General features: G+C 70.6%; 16 protein-coding genes and 1 pseudogene. 6 read left to right on the plus strand and 11 right to left on the minus strand.

Annotated elements, in window-relative coordinates; translation table 11 throughout:
* The 7 genes and pseudogenes from ABZT49_RS20695 to ABZT49_RS20725 all read right to left on the minus strand — a co-directional run.
* Nucleotides 1-183 (minus strand): annotated as a pseudogene (locus tag ABZT49_RS20695) (porin family protein); the annotation flags it as partial.
* Between the two features lie 323 nt (nt 184-506).
* Entirely contained in the window at nt 507-1,274 is a 768-nt protein-coding gene (pgeF, locus tag ABZT49_RS20700) for a peptidoglycan editing factor PgeF (RefSeq protein WP_355288569.1), read from the minus strand.
* Between the two features lie 65 nt (nt 1,275-1,339).
* Nucleotides 1,340-2,410 (minus strand): SAM-dependent methyltransferase, encoded by a 1,071-nt coding sequence (locus tag ABZT49_RS20705; protein WP_355288571.1) that lies wholly within the window; start codon nt 2,408-2,410, stop codon nt 1,340-1,342.
* Nucleotides 2,407-3,315, minus strand: coding sequence for a prolipoprotein diacylglyceryl transferase (gene lgt / locus ABZT49_RS20710; RefSeq protein WP_355288573.1), 909 nt, complete (start codon nt 3,313-3,315; stop codon nt 2,407-2,409). Before lgt ends, ABZT49_RS20705 begins: the two co-directional genes overlap by 4 nt.
* A 338-nt stretch (nt 3,316-3,653) precedes the next feature.
* Entirely contained in the window at nt 3,654-5,273 is a 1,620-nt protein-coding gene (gene ilvA, locus ABZT49_RS20715) for a threonine ammonia-lyase, biosynthetic (protein ID WP_407943538.1), read from the minus strand.
* A gap of 46 nt (nt 5,274-5,319) precedes the next feature.
* Nucleotides 5,320-6,393 (minus strand): AbrB family transcriptional regulator, encoded by a 1,074-nt coding sequence (locus tag ABZT49_RS20720; protein WP_355288620.1) that lies wholly within the window; start codon nt 6,391-6,393, stop codon nt 5,320-5,322.
* Nucleotides 6,394-6,446: 53 nt separating this feature from the next.
* Complete coding sequence (locus tag ABZT49_RS20725) at nt 6,447-7,412, minus strand: LysR substrate-binding domain-containing protein (RefSeq protein ID WP_355288575.1); 966 nt, start codon at nt 7,410-7,412, stop codon at nt 6,447-6,449.
* A gap of 178 nt (nt 7,413-7,590) precedes the next feature.
* Between ABZT49_RS20725 and ABZT49_RS20730 the strand changes: the two genes are divergently transcribed.
* From ABZT49_RS20730 to ABZT49_RS20745, 4 genes are all read left to right on the plus strand, one after another.
* On the plus strand, nt 7,591-9,180 hold the full coding sequence (locus ABZT49_RS20730; protein WP_355288576.1) for a catalase: 1,590 nt from the start codon (nt 7,591-7,593) through the stop codon (nt 9,178-9,180).
* Between the two features lie 144 nt (nt 9,181-9,324).
* Nucleotides 9,325-9,825 (plus strand): DUF1640 domain-containing protein, encoded by a 501-nt coding sequence (locus tag ABZT49_RS20735; RefSeq protein WP_355288578.1) that lies wholly within the window; start codon nt 9,325-9,327, stop codon nt 9,823-9,825.
* A gap of 42 nt (nt 9,826-9,867) precedes the next feature.
* Nucleotides 9,868-10,335 carry a cupin domain-containing protein gene (locus ABZT49_RS20740; RefSeq protein ID WP_355288580.1) on the plus strand — a complete coding sequence of 156 codons (468 nt, stop codon included), beginning with the start codon at nt 9,868-9,870 and terminating at the stop codon, nt 10,333-10,335.
* Nucleotides 10,336-10,374: 39 nt separating this feature from the next.
* Entirely contained in the window at nt 10,375-10,761 is a 387-nt protein-coding gene (locus ABZT49_RS20745; protein ID WP_355288581.1) for a RidA family protein, read from the plus strand.
* A gap of 28 nt (nt 10,762-10,789) precedes the next feature.
* On the opposite strand, the gene ABZT49_RS20750 is transcribed toward ABZT49_RS20745, so the two are convergent.
* Both ABZT49_RS20750 and ABZT49_RS20755 read right to left on the minus strand, forming a co-directional pair.
* Entirely contained in the window at nt 10,790-11,197 is a 408-nt protein-coding gene (locus ABZT49_RS20750) for a DUF4345 domain-containing protein (protein WP_355288583.1), read from the minus strand.
* Between the two features lie 65 nt (nt 11,198-11,262).
* Complete coding sequence (locus ABZT49_RS20755; RefSeq protein ID WP_355288585.1) at nt 11,263-11,721, minus strand: MaoC family dehydratase; 459 nt, start codon at nt 11,719-11,721, stop codon at nt 11,263-11,265.
* Nucleotides 11,722-11,849: 128 nt separating this feature from the next.
* Here ABZT49_RS20755 and ABZT49_RS20760 point away from each other — a divergent pair, with 128 nt between their 5' ends.
* The gene (locus ABZT49_RS20760) at nt 11,850-12,932 is read left to right on the plus strand and encodes an inositol-3-phosphate synthase (protein WP_355288586.1); all 1,083 of its coding nucleotides are present in this window, start codon (nt 11,850-11,852) and stop codon (nt 12,930-12,932) included.
* A gap of 232 nt (nt 12,933-13,164) precedes the next feature.
* Here the strand turns inward: ABZT49_RS20760 and ung are convergent, their stop codons facing one another.
* Complete coding sequence (ung, locus tag ABZT49_RS20765) at nt 13,165-13,869, minus strand: uracil-DNA glycosylase (protein WP_355288588.1); 705 nt, start codon at nt 13,867-13,869, stop codon at nt 13,165-13,167.
* A 28-nt stretch (nt 13,870-13,897) separates the two neighbouring features.
* Nucleotides 13,898-15,403, minus strand: a complete 1,506-nt coding sequence (locus tag ABZT49_RS20770) for a bifunctional UDP-sugar hydrolase/5'-nucleotidase (RefSeq protein ID WP_355288590.1) — start codon at nt 15,401-15,403, stop codon at nt 13,898-13,900.
* 208 nt (nt 15,404-15,611) lie between these two features.
* Here ABZT49_RS20770 and hemH point away from each other — a divergent pair, with 208 nt between their 5' ends.
* Nucleotides 15,612-16,736: a ferrochelatase gene (hemH, locus tag ABZT49_RS20775; RefSeq protein WP_355288591.1), complete on the plus strand. Its 1,125-nt coding sequence runs from the start codon at nt 15,612-15,614 to the stop codon at nt 16,734-16,736.
* The last annotated feature ends 18 nt before the right edge of the window (nt 16,737-16,754 follow it).

Consider the following 16,754-nt stretch of genomic DNA (forward strand, 5'->3'; position numbering starts at 1 on the left):
GGTGTCAGCGGTGTTGAAGCCGTAGCCGGCGTTGAAACCGGCGTAGAAGCCCGTCCAGGTGAAGACCGGCACCGGCGTGAAGACCGGCGGCGGGGCGACGCGGCGCGGCAGGTCGGCGGCGAGGGCCGAACCGGCGACGACGATGCCAGCGAGGGCGGTAGCGCTCTTGAGAAGCGACTTCATGGAACTGGTCCTTCCTACTATGCCGCGGCGACGGCGCCCGTTTGCGGGTCGGCGGTCAACCGAAGCAGTGTCCCCGACATACCCCGGTAGCTCCGGGAAAGCTGTGTCCTCGCAACAACGCTGGTGGGTTTCACCGCGGCCTTATCGGCTGTCTGTCGCGAGCATTCCCTTGGCTTCCTTACCCCCGTAAACGCGCGCCAATGGCCAAGGTTCATTCGCACACACGATTTTTTTGCTACGCTTGCCGGACCAATCCTAACGAAAGCCGAACGGCGCTTCATCGGGGGCGAATCGGGCGGCAGAATCGTCCGGGTGTGGCCGCCTCACGGGGTCACCGCGATGGCCGAGACGAGCCTGCCGTAATCGCTCTCCGCCCGGTGGGTGGTGCGGCGGTAGCTGAAGAAGCGGTCGGGATCGGCGTAGGTGCAGAGGCCCAGGTTCGCCACCTCGCCGATGCCGGACGCTTCGAGCCGGGCGACGATGTAGGCCGGCAGGTCGAACAGGCTGTGGGTGTCCCGCTCGGGGCTCGGCGCGAAGTAGCGGGCATTGTCGGCCGCCGCCGCCTCGAAGCGCTCGCGGAATTCCGGGCCGACCTCGTAGGCCTCCCGCCCGATCGTCGGCCCGAGCACCGCCACGATGCCGCTGCGCTCGGCGCCGAGCCCCTCCATAGCCCCGAGCGTCGCCTCGATCACGCCGGTGAGCGCGCCCTTCCACCCGGCATGCGCCGCGCCCACCACCCGGTTGACCGGATCGGCGAACAGGATCGGCCCGCAATCGGCGGTGAGGATGCCGAGCGCCAGCCCCGGTACCCGGGTCGCCATCGCGTCGGCGCGGGGGCGATCAGTGAAGGGCGCCTCGACCACCACGGCCTCTGCGGAATGAACTTGATAGAGGCTGACCAAGTTCTCCGGCGGCAGCGCGAGCTGCGCCGTCATGCGGCGGCGGTTCTCCCGCACCCGGGCCGGGTCGTCGCCGGAGCCGAGGCCGCCGTTGAGGGAGGCGTAGAGCCCCTCCGACACGCCGCCCTGCCGGGTGAAGAAGGCGTGGCGGATCTCGGAATGGGAGCTTAGCTCGGGCGCTTCGATGAACATCGCGGGAGGATCCTGGGGCAGGGCGTCCCGCAGGATCGCCGGACAATCGTGTCGAAAGCGGGAATCTAGAATCCCGGAAGCGGCGGCTGGCCGGGACCGGCGAGGCCCAGCACCTTGAACAGGCTGCCCATGCCGCGGGTGGTGCGGTCGGTCAGGCGGTCGGCCCCGGCCTTGACCGCGGCGGCCTGGACCGGGTTCGCCCGGGCGGCGAGGCGCTCGGCCCGCTGGGTAAGGCCGAGTGCCAGGAGGAAGTCGGCCTGGGTCACCGGCCCGTGAACCGCGGCGCCCTCGCCCGCGGCGGCGCGGGCCAGAGCCGCGAAATCCACCTGCGCGGTCAGGTCGGTCTCGCCTGGGGCTTCCAGCGGATCGGCGAAACGGTGGCGTGCCACGGCCTGGAGCGTGTCGGCGGTGCCGCCGTAAAGGTCGCCGTAATCGATCGCCAGCAGCGCGCCGCCCTCGCGGGCGAGGCGGCGGCCGAGCTGGCGCGTGAGGTCGAGGGCGACGGCCGGCAGGGTCAGGATCGCGCCGGGCGCCGCGTCACGGGTGATCTCCGGCGTCGGATCCGGGCTCAACCCGAAAGCGAGGGCGTCGCCATTGAGGCCCACTCGGCGCTCGCACCAGCCGCGCTCGGTGCGCTGGTACTGGCGCACCGGCAGGGCATCGAAGAACTCGTTGGCGAGGAGGATCGCCGGGCCGCCCGGCAGGGTGTCGACGGCGTCGTGCCAGGACGGGCTCGCGGCGGCGAGCGCCCGCTTCTGCGCGGCGCGTAAGGGAGGGCTGGTCTCGACGAGGTGGAGGGCGGCGGCCGCCAGGCAATCGGGCGCCGCGCTCCTCAGCGCGCGTAGCGCGTCCGCCATCAGCGTGCCGCGGCCGGGGCCGAGCTCGATCAGGCGGAAGGGGGCCGGGCGCCCGAGCCCGTGCCAGACCTCCGCCGTCCACAAGCCGAGCAACTCGCCGAAGATCTGGCTGATCTCCGGCGCGGTGGTGAAGTCGCCGGCTGCGCCCAGCGGATCGCGGGTGCGGTAATAGCCGTGGACCGGGTGGCCGAGGCAGAGCGCCATGTAGCGCTCGATGGTGATCGGCCCCTCGACGGCGATCAGGCGGCGCAGCTCGCCGAGCAGCGGCGTCTCGCTCACGCGGACTTCACTTCCGGCGCTTCGGTCTCAGGCTCCGATCCGGCTTCGAGCCGCGCCCGCGGCCGGGTGTCGCCGCGCCAGGCCCGCACGATGAACACCGCGCCGACGAGCAGCATCGGCACGCAGAGCAGCATCCCCATGGTGATGCCGCCGCCGAGCGCCCCGACATGGGTGCCGAACAGGAAGCCGAGCTGCGGGTCCGGCTCGCGGAAGAACTCGCAGGCGGTGCGGGCGATGGCGTAGCCGACGACGAACAGGCCACCCAGCAGCCCGGGGCGGCGGAAGCCGAAGCGCCGGACCGCGAGCGCCATCAGGACGAACAGCACCAGCCCCTCGGCGACGGCCTCGTAGAGCTGGCTCGGATGGCGCGGAAGCGGCCCGCCATTGGGGAACACGATGGCGTAGGCGAAGTCAGGCGCCGGCCGGCCCCACAATTCGCCGTTCACGAAATTGGCGATGCGGCCGAAGAACAGCCCGATCGGCACCACCACGGCGGCGAGGTCGAGCATGGCGTAGGCGTTGAGGCCGCGGCGGCGGGCGAACAGCACCAGGGCCAGCACCGCGCCGAGGAAGCCGCCGTGGAACGACATGCCGCCGCGCCAGATCGCCAGGATCTCGGCCGGATGCGAGAGGTAGGCGGCGAGATTGTAGAACAGCACGTAGCCGATGCGCCCGCCGAGCACGACGCCGAGCGCCACCCAGACGATCAGGTCGTCGATGTCGAGGGCCGTGGGCCGGCGCACCGCGCCCCAGAGCGAGGGGGCCGAGACCAGGCGCTTGGCATAGAACCAGCCGCCCACGAGGCCCACGATGTAGGCGAGGGCGTACCACTTGATCTGCAGCGGCCCGATCGCGACCGCGACGGGGTCGATGGCGGGGAAGGGCAGGGCGAGGAGCGGAGGCATCGGGCGGGAGAGGTGAACCTGTGGCGGGGCGGCGTCAAGGCGCGATCATGCGACCCTGAGCCGGTGCCGGCTTCGATCGCGGATCTCGACGCTTTTTCTGTGACGAAACGATCTCCGCTTCGTCACCGGACGGGCGTTCGCGACCGGATGACTCTCCGCGTCATCTCGGGGCTCGCCGAAAGGCGAGAACCCGGGATCCATAACCGCTGAGGCTCGAGAAAAAGGCGGATCGCGTTCCGCTTCATCCTGAGCCGTCGGCGGTAATGGATCCCGGTTCCGCTGCGCGGCCCCGGGATGACATCGAGGGTTTCAGCTTCGGCGCGAGAAAGGAAAGCCCCTCACGCCGCCGGCGCCACATTCCGCGGCACCTCGCGCGGCTGCCCGTCGAGGAACAGCCGGTAGGCGGCGTTGTCAGACTCGTCATGGTGCTCGTAGCCGAGCTCGGCGAGCGCCGCGGCGAAGCGGTCCCGCTCAGACGCGGGCACCTGGATCCCGGCGAGCACCCGCCCGTGATCGGCGCCGTGGTTGCGGTAGTGGAACAACGAGATGTTCCAGGCGACGCCGAGGCTGTCGAGGAACTTCAGGAGCGCGCCCGGGCGCTCCGGGAACTCGAAGCGCAGGAGCCGTTCGTCGGCGAGGCCCGGCACCCGGCCGCCGACCATGTAGCGGACGTGGAGCTTCGCCACCTCGTTGTCGGTGAGGTCCACGAGCGGGTAGCCGAGGCCGCGCAGCTCCGCGATCAGGGCTTCCTTCTCCGCCCGGCCGCCGGCGAGCTGGACGCCGACGAAGATGTGCGCCTCGGCGCCCGGCGCGTAGCGGTAGTTGAACTCGGTGATGGCGCGCCGCCCCAGCGCCCGGATGAAGGCGCGGTAGCTGCCGGTGCGCTCCGGGATGGTGACGGCGAGGAGGGCCTCACGGCGCTCGCCGATCTCGGCCCGCTCGGCGATGTGGCGCAGGCGGTCGAAGTTGAGGTTGGCGCCGCTGTTGATCGCCACCAGCGCCCCCGACCCGACGACGCTGCCGCGGGCGGCGTATTCCTTGAGGCCGGCGAGCGCCAGCGCGCCGGAGGGCTCGGACATCGCGCGGGTGTCGTCGAACACGTCCTTGACCGCGGCGCAGATCGCGTCGGTGTCGACGGTGATGACCTCGTCGAGGTGCTCTCGGCAGAGCCGGAAGGTCTCGGCCCCGGCCTGGCGCACCGCGACGCCGTCGGCGAACAGGCCGACCGTGTCGAGCACCACCCGCTCGTCCGCTTCGATCGCCGCCTTCATGCTGGCGGCATCCACCGGCTCGACGCCGATGACCTTGGTCTCGGGCCGCATGAACTTGATGAAGGTGGCGACGCCCGCCGCCAGGCCGCCGCCGCCGATCGGCACGAACACCGCCTCGATCGGCGCGCCATGCTGGCGCAGGATCTCGAGGCCGATCGTGCCCTGGCCGGCGATCACGTCGGGGTCGTCGTAGGGGTGGATGAAGGTCAGGCCCTGCTCGGCCTCGAGCCCCTTGGCGTGGGTGTAGGCCTCGTCGAAGGCGTCGCCGTGCAGCACGACCTGGCCGCCGCGGGACTTCACGCCCTCGACCTTGATCGCCGGGGTGGTGCGCGGCATCACGATGACGGCCGGGATCCCGAGGCGGGCGGCGGCGAGCGCCACCCCTTGCGCGTGGTTGCCGGCCGAGGCGCAGATCACCCCGCGGGCCAGCGCCTCCGGGCTCAGGCCGGCCATCTTGTTGTAGGCGCCCCGGATCTTGAACGAGAAGACCGGCTGCAGGTCCTCGCGCTTGAGCAGCACCGTGGCGCCGATGCGCTGCGACAGGCGCGGCATCGGATCGAGGGGGCTCTCGACGGCGACGTCGTAGACGCGGGCGCCGAGGATCTTCTTGATGTAGTCGTGCACGGCTGGGGTCTTGCTTCGAGGGCGGCTCGCCAGGGGCGACGGAACCGCCGGAGGCGACGGGATAGCGGGTTTCGCGGTGGGATGCGAGCTTGACTGGTGCGGATCCGCCTCAGCGCGCCTCGCCGGCGCTGCGAGAGATCCACTTCGCCACCAGTGGGCCGGTGATGATGACCACGAGGAGGCGCAGGGTCTGCACCGCGAGGACGAAGGACACGTCGGAATGGGTGCCGACCGCGATGATCGCCACCGAATCGAGCCCGCCCGGGCTCGTCGCCAGGTAGGCGGTGAGGAGGTCGATCGGCAGCAGGAAGGTCAGGCCCCAGGCCCAGAGGCCGCATAGGGCGATCAGCCCGAAGGTCGCGACCAGCACGCCCGGCAGCGCGAACAAGGTCGCCCGCACGGTGGCGGGAGTGAAGCGCAGGCCCACCGTCCAGCCGATGCCCGCATAGGCCAGCGCCAGGAGCCAGGATGGCAGCGCCATGCCGGCGAGGCCGGTGGCGTGGAGCGTTGCCCCGATCGCGAGGGGGCCGATCAGGGCGCCCGCGGGAATGCGCAGGCGCAGGCCCAGCCAGGCGCCGATGCCCGCCACCGCCAGCGTGCCGAGGACCGCGAGCGGCGCCGGATCCATGCCGGCGCCCGGGGCCGCGCCGCTGCCGCCGGCGAGGAAGCGCGCGACCACGGAGGCGGTCAGCGCCACGCAGGCGACCCGGACATACTGCATGAAGGCGACGAGGCGCGGATCGGCGCCGAATTCCTCCGCCATCGCCACCATGGCCGAGGCCCCGCCGGGCGACGAGCCCCAGGCCGCGGTGGTGCCGGGCAGGAGGCGGATGCGGGTCAGCACCCAGCCGGTGATCGCGGCGGCCACCACCGTGACGCCGACGACGGCGAGGATCAGCAGTCCGTCCTGCATCAGCGTGGCAGCGATCGAGGCGTTGACCGAGTGGGCGACGAGGCAGCCGATCAGCGCCTGCGCACCCTGGAAGCCGAGCTTCGGCACCCGGATCGGCGCGCCGCGGACCCCGAACACGATGGCCGCGAGCATCGGGCCCAGCAGCAGGGCGGCGGGCAGGCCGGCGAGGTGGAACAGGCCCGCCAGGGCCGCCGAGGCGAGGACGAGGCCCGCCCACAGGGCCGCCGCGCGGACGAGCGAACGACGGCGATCCGTCGCGGCGGGGTTCATGGCGTCCATGGTCGGGGAAAGCCGGGGCCTGAGATCTGATGGTGGCCGCCTCGCTATACGGGAATCGTGCCAGTGTCGCGACCGGCGCCGGATCCGGCCGGCTGACCGAGGGGCAGCGTTGCGTGCGGCGCATGCGCGCGGAAGAAGCCGGCGAGCTCGGACAGCCCCTCGGCCCGTGGATCGCTGGCGCGCCAGGCGAGCGCGATGGTGCGGCGCGGGCCGTCCGGCCCGAACCGGCGGCAGATCGTGAGCCCGGCGGGATCGGGCCCGGGCGGGGCGGCGAGCGCCGGCAGCAGGGTGTAGCCGGCGCCGGCCGCCACCATCGAGCGCAGGGTCTCGAGGCTGGTGGCGTGGCGCCCGCTCGCCGGCCCGGCGCCGCAGGCCGCCACCGCCTGGTCGCGCAGGCAATTGCCCTCGTCGAGGAGCAGCAGGTCCGGCCCGGCGAGGTCGCCGGGACGCGGCGGCTCTCCGCCCGCGAAGGCGTGCTCGGCCGGGCAGGCGAGGAGGAACGGCTCGTCGAAGAGGGCTGAGACCGTCAGCCCCGATTCTGGGATCGGCAGGGAGATCAGCGCCGCGTCGGCCCGGCCCTCGCGCAGGGCGTCGAGGATCTCCGCCGTGCGCCCCTCGCTCAGGGCGAGGGCGAGGTCCGGGAAGGCCTGGCGCAACCCGCGCAGCACCTGCGGAAACAGATAGGGCCCAAGAGTTTGGATCGCCGCCAGGACGAGGCGGCCGCGCAGGCCCTGGCCGGCCCCCTCGCGGGCGAGCATCAACAGGGTTTTGGCCTCCGCCAGAACGGCGCGGGCCTGGCGCACCACCGCCTGGCCGCTCGGCGTGAGGAGCACCCGCCGGTTCGAGCGCTCGAACAGGACCAGACCGAGTGCCTCCTCCAGCTTGCGCACCTGCACGCTCAAGGTCGGCTGGCTCACGGCGCAGCGCTCGGCGGCGCGGCCGAAATGGCCTTCCTCCGCCAGGGTCACGACGTATTCGAGGTCGCGCAGGGACAAGCCGGAGGCATTCATAGGCTGCGCCTATCACGTGGTTCGCAACGATGCATTTGTTTTCGGGTCACGCAGCGGTCATAGGTTCGAGCGAGAGCAGTTCCAGGGTGTCGGTCCGGCGACCGAGCCCCTATGTGAGCGGTTCCTCGCGCGGTGTCCCCCACCCGGCACGCCGCGCTTGCACGCCAGAGGAGTTCCCATGAGCGACCAACGCCCGATCCTGACGACCCGCCAGGGCCACCCGGTCCGCGACAATCAGAGCATGCGCACGGTCGGCGAGCGTGGCCCGGCGACCCTCGAGAACTATCAGTTCATCGAGAAGATCACCCATTTCGACCGCGAGCGGATCCCCGAGCGCGTGGTCCACGCCCGCGGCGCCGGAGCCCACGGCTATTTCGAGGCCTACGGCAAGATCGGCGACGAGCCGGCTTCGAAGTACACCCGCGCCCGCGTGCTCAACGAGACCGGCGTGAAGACGCCGATGTTCGTGCGCTTCTCGACCGTCGCCGGCGCCAAGGAGAGCCCGGAGACCGCCCGCGACCCGCGCGGCTTCGCGGTGAAGTTCAAGACCGTCGACGGCAACTGGGATCTCGTCGGCAACAACCTGAAGATCTTCTTCATCCGGGATGCGATCAAGTTCCCGGACATGATCCACGCCTTCAAGCCCGACCCGGTGACCAACCGCCAGGAGGCCTGGCGCTTCTTCGACTTCGTGGCGGCGCATCCCGAGTCGATCCACATGGTGACCTGGCTGAAGTCGCCGTGGGGCATCCCGGCCAATTATCGCGAGATGGAAGGCTCGGGTGTCAACACCTACAAGCTGGTCAACGACCAGGGCGTGGCGCATCTCTGCAAGTTCCACTGGATCCCGAAGCAGGGCGTCCGCAACCTGACCTCGGCTGAAGCCGCCGAGATCCAGGGCAAGGATGTCGGCCACGCGACCAAGGACCTGTACGACAACATCGCGGCCGGCAACTTCCCCGAGTGGGAATTCGCGGTGCAGATCATGCCGGACGGCCCGAACGACCACCTGTCGTTCGATCCGCTCGACGACACCAAGCGCTGGCCCGAGGACCAGTTCCCGCTCCTGAAGTGCGGGCGCATGGTGCTCGACCGGGTGCCGGACAACTTCTTCGCCGATGTCGAGCAATCGGCCTTCGGCACCGGCGTGCTCGTCGACGGGATCGACTTCTCGGACGACAAGATGCTCCAGGGGCGCACCCTGTCCTACTCGGACACCCAGCGCTACCGCGTCGGCCCGAACTACCTGCAGCTGCCGATCAACGCGCCGGCGCCGGGCGTGAAGACCAGCACCAACCAGCGCGACGGCCAGATGACGTTCTACGTCGACGGCGTCGGCGAGAACAAGCACATCAACTACGAGCCGAGCACCATCGGACAGGGCCTGCGCGAGGCGCCGAAGCCCGCGCGTGAGTACCACCAGAGGGTTGAGGGCAAGCTCGGCCGCTACCAGACCAGCCGCACCGAGGACGACTACGCCCAGGCCGGCGAGCGCTACCGCTCGTTCGAGGCGTGGGAGCGCGACGATCTGATCGCCAACCTGGTCGGCGACATGAAGGAGTGCCCCGAGGCGATCCAGCTCCGGATGGTCTGGCACTTCTGGCACGCCGACGAGGATTACGGCCGCCGTGTCGCTGAGGGCGCCGGCATCGACCTCGAGAAGGCCAAGGCCCTGCCGCCGCTCCCGGGCCGCGCCGCCCCGGGCCAGCGTCTGAAGCCCGAGACCTACACCGACGGCTCGCAGGCCCACAAGGTTGCGGCCGAGTAAGGTCAAGGCGTCGAGGGTCTAGAGTGTGACGAGCCCCGCCTGGAGCGATCCGGGCGGGGCTTTTTTACGTAGGGGAAGGATGGAAGCGCGACGGCTGTGGTGCTATTTTCGTTGGCGGCACGGTCGCGTGCCCGGATGCTGCGCATGACCGCCGTCGCCTTCGACACGCTGAAACTCGCTCGCACCCTGCGGGACAAGGCCAAGCTATCGCCGGATCAGGCGGAAGGCTTCGCCGAGGCTATCTCCGATGCCGTGCAGGGTGATCTCGCGACCAAATCAGACCTGAAAGCGTCCGAAGCGGCTCTTCGCGCCGATATCAAGGCCGTTGAGACCGGGCTGCGCGCTGAGATCAAAGAGGTCGAGACAAGCCTTCGCACTGACATCAAAGAGGTTGAGACGAGCCTCCGCACTGAGATCAAAGGGATTGAGACGGGACTGCGCACCGATATCGCTGCCCTTCGGGCTGACCATAAGGCCATCGCCAGCGATCTACATGGAATAGAAAAGAATTTGCGCTCCGATTTCAAGGCGCAGCTCTCGGAAACGCGGGCCGAGCTTGCGAAATGGATGATCGGCGCAGTCGGTTTGCAGTCCGTCGCTATCATCGGCGCGATGATCACCCTGCTTCGCATCCTCAAGCCCTGAACCGGCGTTGCCCGGGGGATCGCCTACGAGGAGCTTTGCACCATGGACCCAACCCCCGAGCCCGTCACCGGCGTCACGATCGGCGGGATGCAGGTGCGCTACCTCGCCCGCAGCGACGCCACGCACGACGCGATCGGCATCTACGGCATGACCCTCGCGCCGCGCTCGCCCGGCGCCGGGCTGCACCGCCATGCCCGGCTCACCGAGGCTTTCGAGGTTCACGAGGGCACCCTCACCCTGCGGCTGAACGATCGCGACGTGACCGTGGGACCCGGCGGTTTCGTGCTGGTGCGTCCCGGCGAGCCGCACGCCTTCGCCAATCGCGGCGACGAACCGGTGCGCTTCACCCTGACCTTCACCCCGGCGCTGCGCCGCGAGGCCTTCTTCGAGGGGCTGGCGGCGCTCGCGGCAGAGGACCGCCTGCGGGACGAGCATGCCATGCGCGCTCTGATGGCGGCCTACGACCAGGAGCCGCTCGCGGGCTTCGCGGGCTGGAGCGAGGTCGGCTGACGCGCCATGCTCGCTTGAGGACGAATCAGGAGGACGGGGATGCGGCGGCGGATCGACGGCGGCTCGAGCTTCGAGCGCGAGTACGGCTATTCCCGCGCGGTGGTGCAGAACGGCTTCGTGTTCGTGGCCGGTACCACCGGCTACGACTACGCCGCGATGACGATGCCGGACGAGGCCGGTGCCCAGGCCGAGGCGTGCTGGCGCACCATCGCGGGCGTGCTGGATCAGGCGGGCTCGTCGCTGGGTCACGTCGTGCGGGCCACCTACTACGTCACCGACCGGGCGGAGGCCGAGGCGGTGCTGACGGTCTGCGGCCGGGTGCTGCGGGACATCCGCCCGGCCGCGACCCTGGTGGTGGTCGCGGGCCTGCTGCGGCCGGAGATGAAGGTCGAGATCGAGGTGACGGCCCTGCTGCCGAAGAGCTGAGGCGCCTGTCCCATGACCGGGAGGGCGCCTACAGGATCGGCGTCCCCGCCCGGTTCGCCACCCGGATCTGCCACAGGTACAGGAGCGGCGTGACCACCAGCTCCATGCCGAGCGCCGCCAGCATGACGAGGGAGGGCAGGCCGGTGAGCCACAGGCCGAGCAGCCGGGCGAGGCCGCCCAGGACCACCACCATCGTCAGGAAGCGGAACAGCGAGGTCTTGGTCTCGATTGCGGGAATCGTCGACCAGAACAGCAGGCCGATCCCGAGCAGCAGGCCCGACAGGTAGCGGAAATGGCTGTCGCTCGAGATGTCGAAGGCGCCGCCGCCGAGGCCGGCCTGGCCGAACAGCACGCCGTAGAGGCCGCCCAGCACCGGGACCAGTCCCGCCACAGCCACCACGCGCTGGAGGGCGCGCCGCTCCGTCTCGAAGGTCATTCCCGCTCCCTTGCTCACGGCTCCGCTGACGTCTCTCCCCGACAATCCGTCAGGGCGCGCCGGGTTCACCAATGGTGCAGCACCACCGCCTCGGCGAGGCAGGCCGACTTCGCGCCGCCCTCGATCTCGACCGTCACCCCGTAGGTGGTGCGCAGGCCCCGGGGCGGAACGTCGAGGGCCGCGGCCACCCGCACCCGGCCGCGCAGGCGCGCATTGACGATGACGGGTGCGGGGAAGCGCACCCGGTCGAGGCCGTAATTCAGGCTCAGCCGCAGGCCCTCCAGCCGGCGCACCCCGGCGATGAAGCGCGGCACCAGCGACAAGGTGAGGTAGCCATGCGCCACCGTGGCACCGTAGGGCGATTCGCGCGCCGCCCGCTCCGGATCGACGTGAATCCACTGGTGGTCGTCCGTCGCCTCGGCGAAGCGGTCGATCATCGCCTGGTCGACGGTCACCCAGTCGCCGACGCCGATCTCCTGCCCGATCGCCGCCTTCAGGGCCTCCGGCCCGTCGAAGATCTCCATGCCGTTTCCTCCCGTGTCGCGCGCACCCTACGCCGCGTTCGCCGGCACGGCCACGCTCGATCGGGGTCGATACTCCGCCGGAGTGTTCTAGTTGCAGGGGTAAGTTCCTGTGACGAGGAGGGCGGGCGGTGGGCCATAAGAGCGTGCGGGTCGCGATCGCAGGTGTCGGCAACTGCGCCTCCTCCTTCGTGCAGGGCCTGACCTACTACCGGGAGGCCGGCCCCGGCGCGGCGGTGCCGGGCCTGATGAGCCCGGATCTCGGCGGCTACCGGGTGGCGGACGTGCGCGTGGTGGCGGCTTTCGACGTCGCGCGGGACAAGGTCGGCCGCGACCTCGCCGAGGCGATCCTGATCCCGCCCAACAACACCGCCCGCTTCGCCGAGGTCGCGCCGACCGGCGTCAAGGTCGAACGCGGGCCCACCCTCGACGGGCTCGGCCGCTACCTCGAGGCGATCGTGCCGGAATCGCCGGCCCGGCCGGTGGATGTGGCGGCCTCCCTGCGGCGCGCAGGCGCCGAGGTGCTGGTCTCCTACCTGCCGGTCGGCTCGCAAGCCGCTACCGAATACTACGCGGAGGCCGCGCTGGCGGCGGGCTGCGCCTTCGTCAACTGCATCCCGGTCTTCATCGCCTCGCATCCCGAGTGGCGCCAGCGCTTCGCGCGGGCCGGGCTGCCGCTGATCGGCGACGACATCAAGAGCCAGGTCGGCGCCACCATCGTGCACCGGGCGCTGGCCCATCTCTTCCGCGAGCGCGGCGTCACGCTGGAACGGACCTATCAGCTCAATTTTGGCGGCAACGCCGACTTTCGCAATATGCTGGAGCGCGAGCGGCTCGAATCGAAGAAGATCTCGAAGACGCAATCGGTGCAGAGCCAGCTCGAGACAGCGCTCCCGCCGGACGACATCCATGTCGGACCCAGCGACTACGTGCCGTGGCTCACCGATCGCAAATGGGCGCATATCCGCCTGGAAGGCACGGCCTTCGGCGGCGTGCCGCTGAACCTCGAACTGAAGCTGGAAGTGTGGGACTCGCCGAACTCCGCCGGCATCGTCATCGACGCTGTGCGCTGCGCCGCCCTGGCGCGGGAACGCGGCCTCGGCGGGGCGCTGATCGGCCCCTCCGCGTGGCTGATGAAGTCGCCGCCGGAGCAGTTTTCGGACGACGAGGCCCACCGGCGGACGCTGGCCTTCGTGGCAGGGGAGGGTGTGTAGGACGCCGTCTACATTGCTCCATAAATCAATACTTGCCCGACAACTCTCCACGTCATCTCGGAGCTCGCCGCAGGCGAGAACCCGGGATCCATAATCGCTGAAGATCAAGGAAAAGGCGGACAGCGTTCCGCTTCATCATGAATCGTCGGCGGTTATGGATCCCGGGTTCCGCTGCGCGGCCCCGGGATGACATCGAGGGTTTCAGGATTGCCGGTGAAATACAGATAGTCTGCTATCTCAGCCGCCAGTCGATCGCCTCCAGCCCCTTCTCCTCCAGCCAGGCATTCGCCTGCCCGAACGGCCGGCTGCCGCGGAAATCCGCCTTGCGGTTGAGGGGCGAGGGATGGCCGGCCTCCAGCACCAGATGCTTCTCCCGGTCGATCAGGGCGGCGCGCTGGCGGGCCGGCGCGCCCCAGAGCAGGAAGGCGACGGCCGGGCGCTCCGCCGAGACCGCCGAGACCGCCTGGTCGGTGAGATCCGACCAGCCGAGCTTCATATGCGCTCCGGACTTGCCCGCCTCGACGGTCAGCGCCGCGTTGAGGAGCAGCACGCCCTGGCGCGCCCAGGGGCTGAGGTCGCCGCTCGTCGGCACGCTCGTGCCCGTCTCCTCCGCCATCTCGGCCAGGATCACCTTCAGGGAGGCCGGCAGCCGGCGCCCGCCGACATAGGAGAAGGCGAGGCCATGGGCGTCGCCCGGCGTCGGATAGGGGTCCTGGCCGAGGATCACCGCCCGCACCCGGTCGAGCGGCGTCAGGGTCAGGGCGTTGAAGACGGCTTCGGGCGCCGGCAGCACCCGGGCGCCGGCCTCGCACCGGGCATCGACCGCCTCGGCCACCCGCTCGGCGCTGCCGTCCTGGAAGAACGGCAGGGCGAGCCACGGGGACCCGGAGGCGCGGAAGCGGGCGAGCGCGCCCGCGACGGTGTCGTCTGTCGGCATCGGACCTCGGGACAAGCGGGATCGAGGGTCAGCGGATGGTCAGGCGCCCCGTCTCGATCGTCAGCGGCGCGTTGGCGCGGATGTAGGACATGACCACGTTGGCGACGAGCGTGCCGTCGGTGGCACCGACCAGAGTCTTGCCCTCGGCCAGCATCCCGTAATCGTTGCCACCGGCGAGCATGAAGTTGTTGGCCGCGACCGTGTAGGTCCGGACGGGGTCGAGGGGCGCGTCGCCGACCGTCACCGCGACGACCCGCCTGCCCGCCGCGGCCGCGGAATCCACCGTGACGGCGATCCCCGACACCTGCGGGAAGCGCCCGGCGGAGCGGCCGAGTTCCGAGAACCCGTTCTCCAGGGCGGCGAGCACCTGCGCGCCGGTGATCCTCACCAGCACCGAGGTGTTGCCGAAGGGCAGCTCGGTCAGCACGTCGCGGCGGGTCAGCTCGGACTCGGCCGGGTAGGTCCGGTTGCCGCGGATGCCGCCGCCGTTCATCAGGCCGATCTCGGCTTGCGCCGCGTGGCGCAGGGCGTCGGCGATCAGGTCGCCGAAGACGGCCTCGCGCCGGCGCACGACGTCGATACGGGTGTCGAGGGCGTTGGTCACCCGGCCGAGCGGCACGTCGAGCTCGCGGGCAAGCTCGCGCTCCTGGCGCTGGACCACCGCCAGCACCTCCGGGTCCGGCTCGATCTCGGCGGTGTCGTGGATGCGGAAGGCCGCACTCCAGGTCAGGGCCTTGCCGGTCCCCTCCGCCTTCACGTCGATGGCGGTGACGTACTCGGCGTCATGGCCGGATTCGGCGAAGGCCGTTCGGCCGTCGTAGCGAAGCGCCAGGTCGTGGTCGTGGCCCGAGAGCACGATGTCGGCGTGGCGGCTTGCCACCAGGGCGTCGTCGGTCGCCCGGTCGGTGTGGCAGACGGCGAGCACCATCTCGGCGCCCGCCGCGCGTAAAGATGCCGCCTCGCGGGCGAGCGTCGCGACCGCCGGCCCGAACCGCCAGTCGCCCGATTGCGACTTGGCCGGCGTCTCGGGCAGCGCGATGCCGACCACGCCGACCTTGATCCCGCCGAGGGTCAGGATCGTCGATTCGCTCGTCCCCGGCACCGGCGTGCCGTCGGGCCGGCGCAGGTTGGCGGCGAAGACCGGAAAATTCGCGGCTTTCATCCGCTCGAGGTAGACGTCCTGGCCGAAATCGAACTCGTGGTTGCCCGGCACGAACACGTCCGGCTTGATCAGGTTGGTGAGCTCGATGATGTGGCGCCCCTTGTCGATGCCCGACATCAGCGAGGGCGAGAGGGTGTCGCCGGCGTGGCAGACCAGGACCGGCCGGCCGCGCGACCGCTCGGCCTTGACGACTGCCGCAAGCTTCGGGAAGCCGCCGCGGCCGTCGACCGCGCCCATCCGGTAGATGTCGTTGACGAGGACCAGGGTGAAGTCGACGTCCGGCCCCCGCGCGGCGGCTTGTCCTCCCGCGAGACCGGCGAGGCCGGCTCCGAGGCCGAGGGCGAGGGTCTGGCGGCGGCTGGGCGCGGTCATGCGGGGCTCCGGCGGGCCGCGAGGGGCCCGGGGTCGAGGGAGGCTTGTCTCACGGGCATCTTGACCGTTGGATGTCGCCGGCGCACCGCGGTGCAGCGTCACGACACGTTGGTTCGGGCCGCCGTTGCGCTATGTAGACGACCACCCGACGCGAAACAGACGGGCCCGGGCGCGCCATCCTCCGGGCCGACCAGCAGACCGGACGACCATGAACGAGGTGACCCCGAACGCCGCGCTCGCCCGCGGCGCCACCCCTGTCGGCCAGACGGGCGCGAGCGCCGCCGGCCAGGCTGGGGCCAAGTCCGCCGGAGGGGCCGGAACCTTGCCGGTCGACCACCCGCCGGTGCGCTGGGGCCGGATCGGCGTGCTCCTGATGAATCTCGGCACGCCCGAGGGTACGAGCTACTGGCCGATGCGCCGCTACCTCAAGGAGTTCCTGTCCGACCGGCGGGTGATCGAGGTGCCGCGCGCGATCTGGTGGCCGCTCCTCAATCTGGTGATCCTGACCAAGCGTCCGGGGCCGAAGGGGCGCGACTACGCCTCGGTCTGGAACACCGAGCGCGACGAAGGCCCGCTCAAGACCATCACCCGCGGCCAGGCCGAGAAGCTGCAGGCGGCGATGGGCGATAAGGTCGTGGTCGATTGGGCGATGCGCTACGGCAAGCCCGAGGTCGACCAGCGCATTCAGGCCCTGCTCGACCAGGGCTGCGACCGTATCCTGCTGGTGCCGCTCTATCCGCAATACGCCGCCGCGACCTCCGCCACCGCCTGCGACCAGGCGTTCCGCGCCCTGATGAAGATGCGCTGGCAGCCGACGGTACGGGTCTCGCCGCCCTATCACGACGACCCGGTCTACATCGAGGCGGTGGCGAGCGCGATCCGCCGCGACCTCGCCGCCCTCGACTTCGAGCCCGAGGTCATCCTCACCTCGTTCCACGGCGTGCCGAAATCGTACCTGTTGAAGGGCGATCCCTATCACTGCCAATGCGTGAAGACCGGCCGGCTGATCCGCGAGGCCCTCGGCTACTCGCCGGAGCGGATGCGCACGACCTTCCAGTCGCGCTTCGGCAACGAGGAATGGCTGAAGCCCTATACCGACGAGACCGTGAAGGAGCTGGCGGCGCAGGGCGTGAAGCGCCTCGCCATCGTGGCGCCGGGCTTCACCGCCGACTGCCTCGAGACGCTCGAAGAGCTCGACGGCGAGAACCGGCACTATTTCGAGGATGGTGGCGGCACGCACTTCGCCTACCTGCCCTGCCTCAACGACGGCCCGGAGGGCATGCGGGTGATCGAGCACGTCGTCGCCCGGGAATTGAAGGGCTGGCTCGACTGAGCGGTGGACGGGGCCGAT

The organism is Methylobacterium sp. EM32 (assembly GCF_040593685.1).
Classification (GTDB): Bacteria; Pseudomonadota; Alphaproteobacteria; order Rhizobiales; family Beijerinckiaceae; genus Methylobacterium.

Bases quoted from the DNA above. Each gene is read 5' to 3' on its own strand.
- pgeF (WP_355288569.1), bottom strand. From the start codon at position 1,274: ATGTTCATCGAAGCGCCCGAGCTAAGCTCCCATTCCGAGATCCGCCAC.
- lgt (WP_355288573.1), bottom strand. From the start codon at position 3,315: ATGCCTCCGCTCCTCGCCCTGCCCTTCCCCGCCATCGACCCCGTCGCG.
- ABZT49_RS20720 (WP_355288620.1), bottom strand. From the start codon at position 6,393: ATGAACCCCGCCGCGACGGATCGCCGTCGTTCGCTCGTCCGCGCGGCG.
- ABZT49_RS20725 (WP_355288575.1), bottom strand. From the start codon at position 7,412: ATGAATGCCTCCGGCTTGTCCCTGCGCGACCTCGAATACGTCGTGACC.
- ABZT49_RS20730 (WP_355288576.1), top strand. From the start codon at position 7,591: ATGAGCGACCAACGCCCGATCCTGACGACCCGCCAGGGCCACCCGGTC.
- ABZT49_RS20735 (WP_355288578.1), top strand. From the start codon at position 9,325: ATGACCGCCGTCGCCTTCGACACGCTGAAACTCGCTCGCACCCTGCGG.
- ABZT49_RS20740 (WP_355288580.1), top strand. From the start codon at position 9,868: ATGGACCCAACCCCCGAGCCCGTCACCGGCGTCACGATCGGCGGGATG.
- ABZT49_RS20745 (WP_355288581.1), top strand. From the start codon at position 10,375: ATGCGGCGGCGGATCGACGGCGGCTCGAGCTTCGAGCGCGAGTACGGC.
- ABZT49_RS20750 (WP_355288583.1), bottom strand. From the start codon at position 11,197: ATGACCTTCGAGACGGAGCGGCGCGCCCTCCAGCGCGTGGTGGCTGTG.
- ABZT49_RS20755 (WP_355288585.1), bottom strand. From the start codon at position 11,721: ATGGAGATCTTCGACGGGCCGGAGGCCCTGAAGGCGGCGATCGGGCAG.
- ung (WP_355288588.1), bottom strand. From the start codon at position 13,869: ATGCCGACAGACGACACCGTCGCGGGCGCGCTCGCCCGCTTCCGCGCC.
- ABZT49_RS20770 (WP_355288590.1), bottom strand. From the start codon at position 15,403: ATGACCGCGCCCAGCCGCCGCCAGACCCTCGCCCTCGGCCTCGGAGCC.
- hemH (WP_355288591.1), top strand. From the start codon at position 15,612: ATGAACGAGGTGACCCCGAACGCCGCGCTCGCCCGCGGCGCCACCCCT.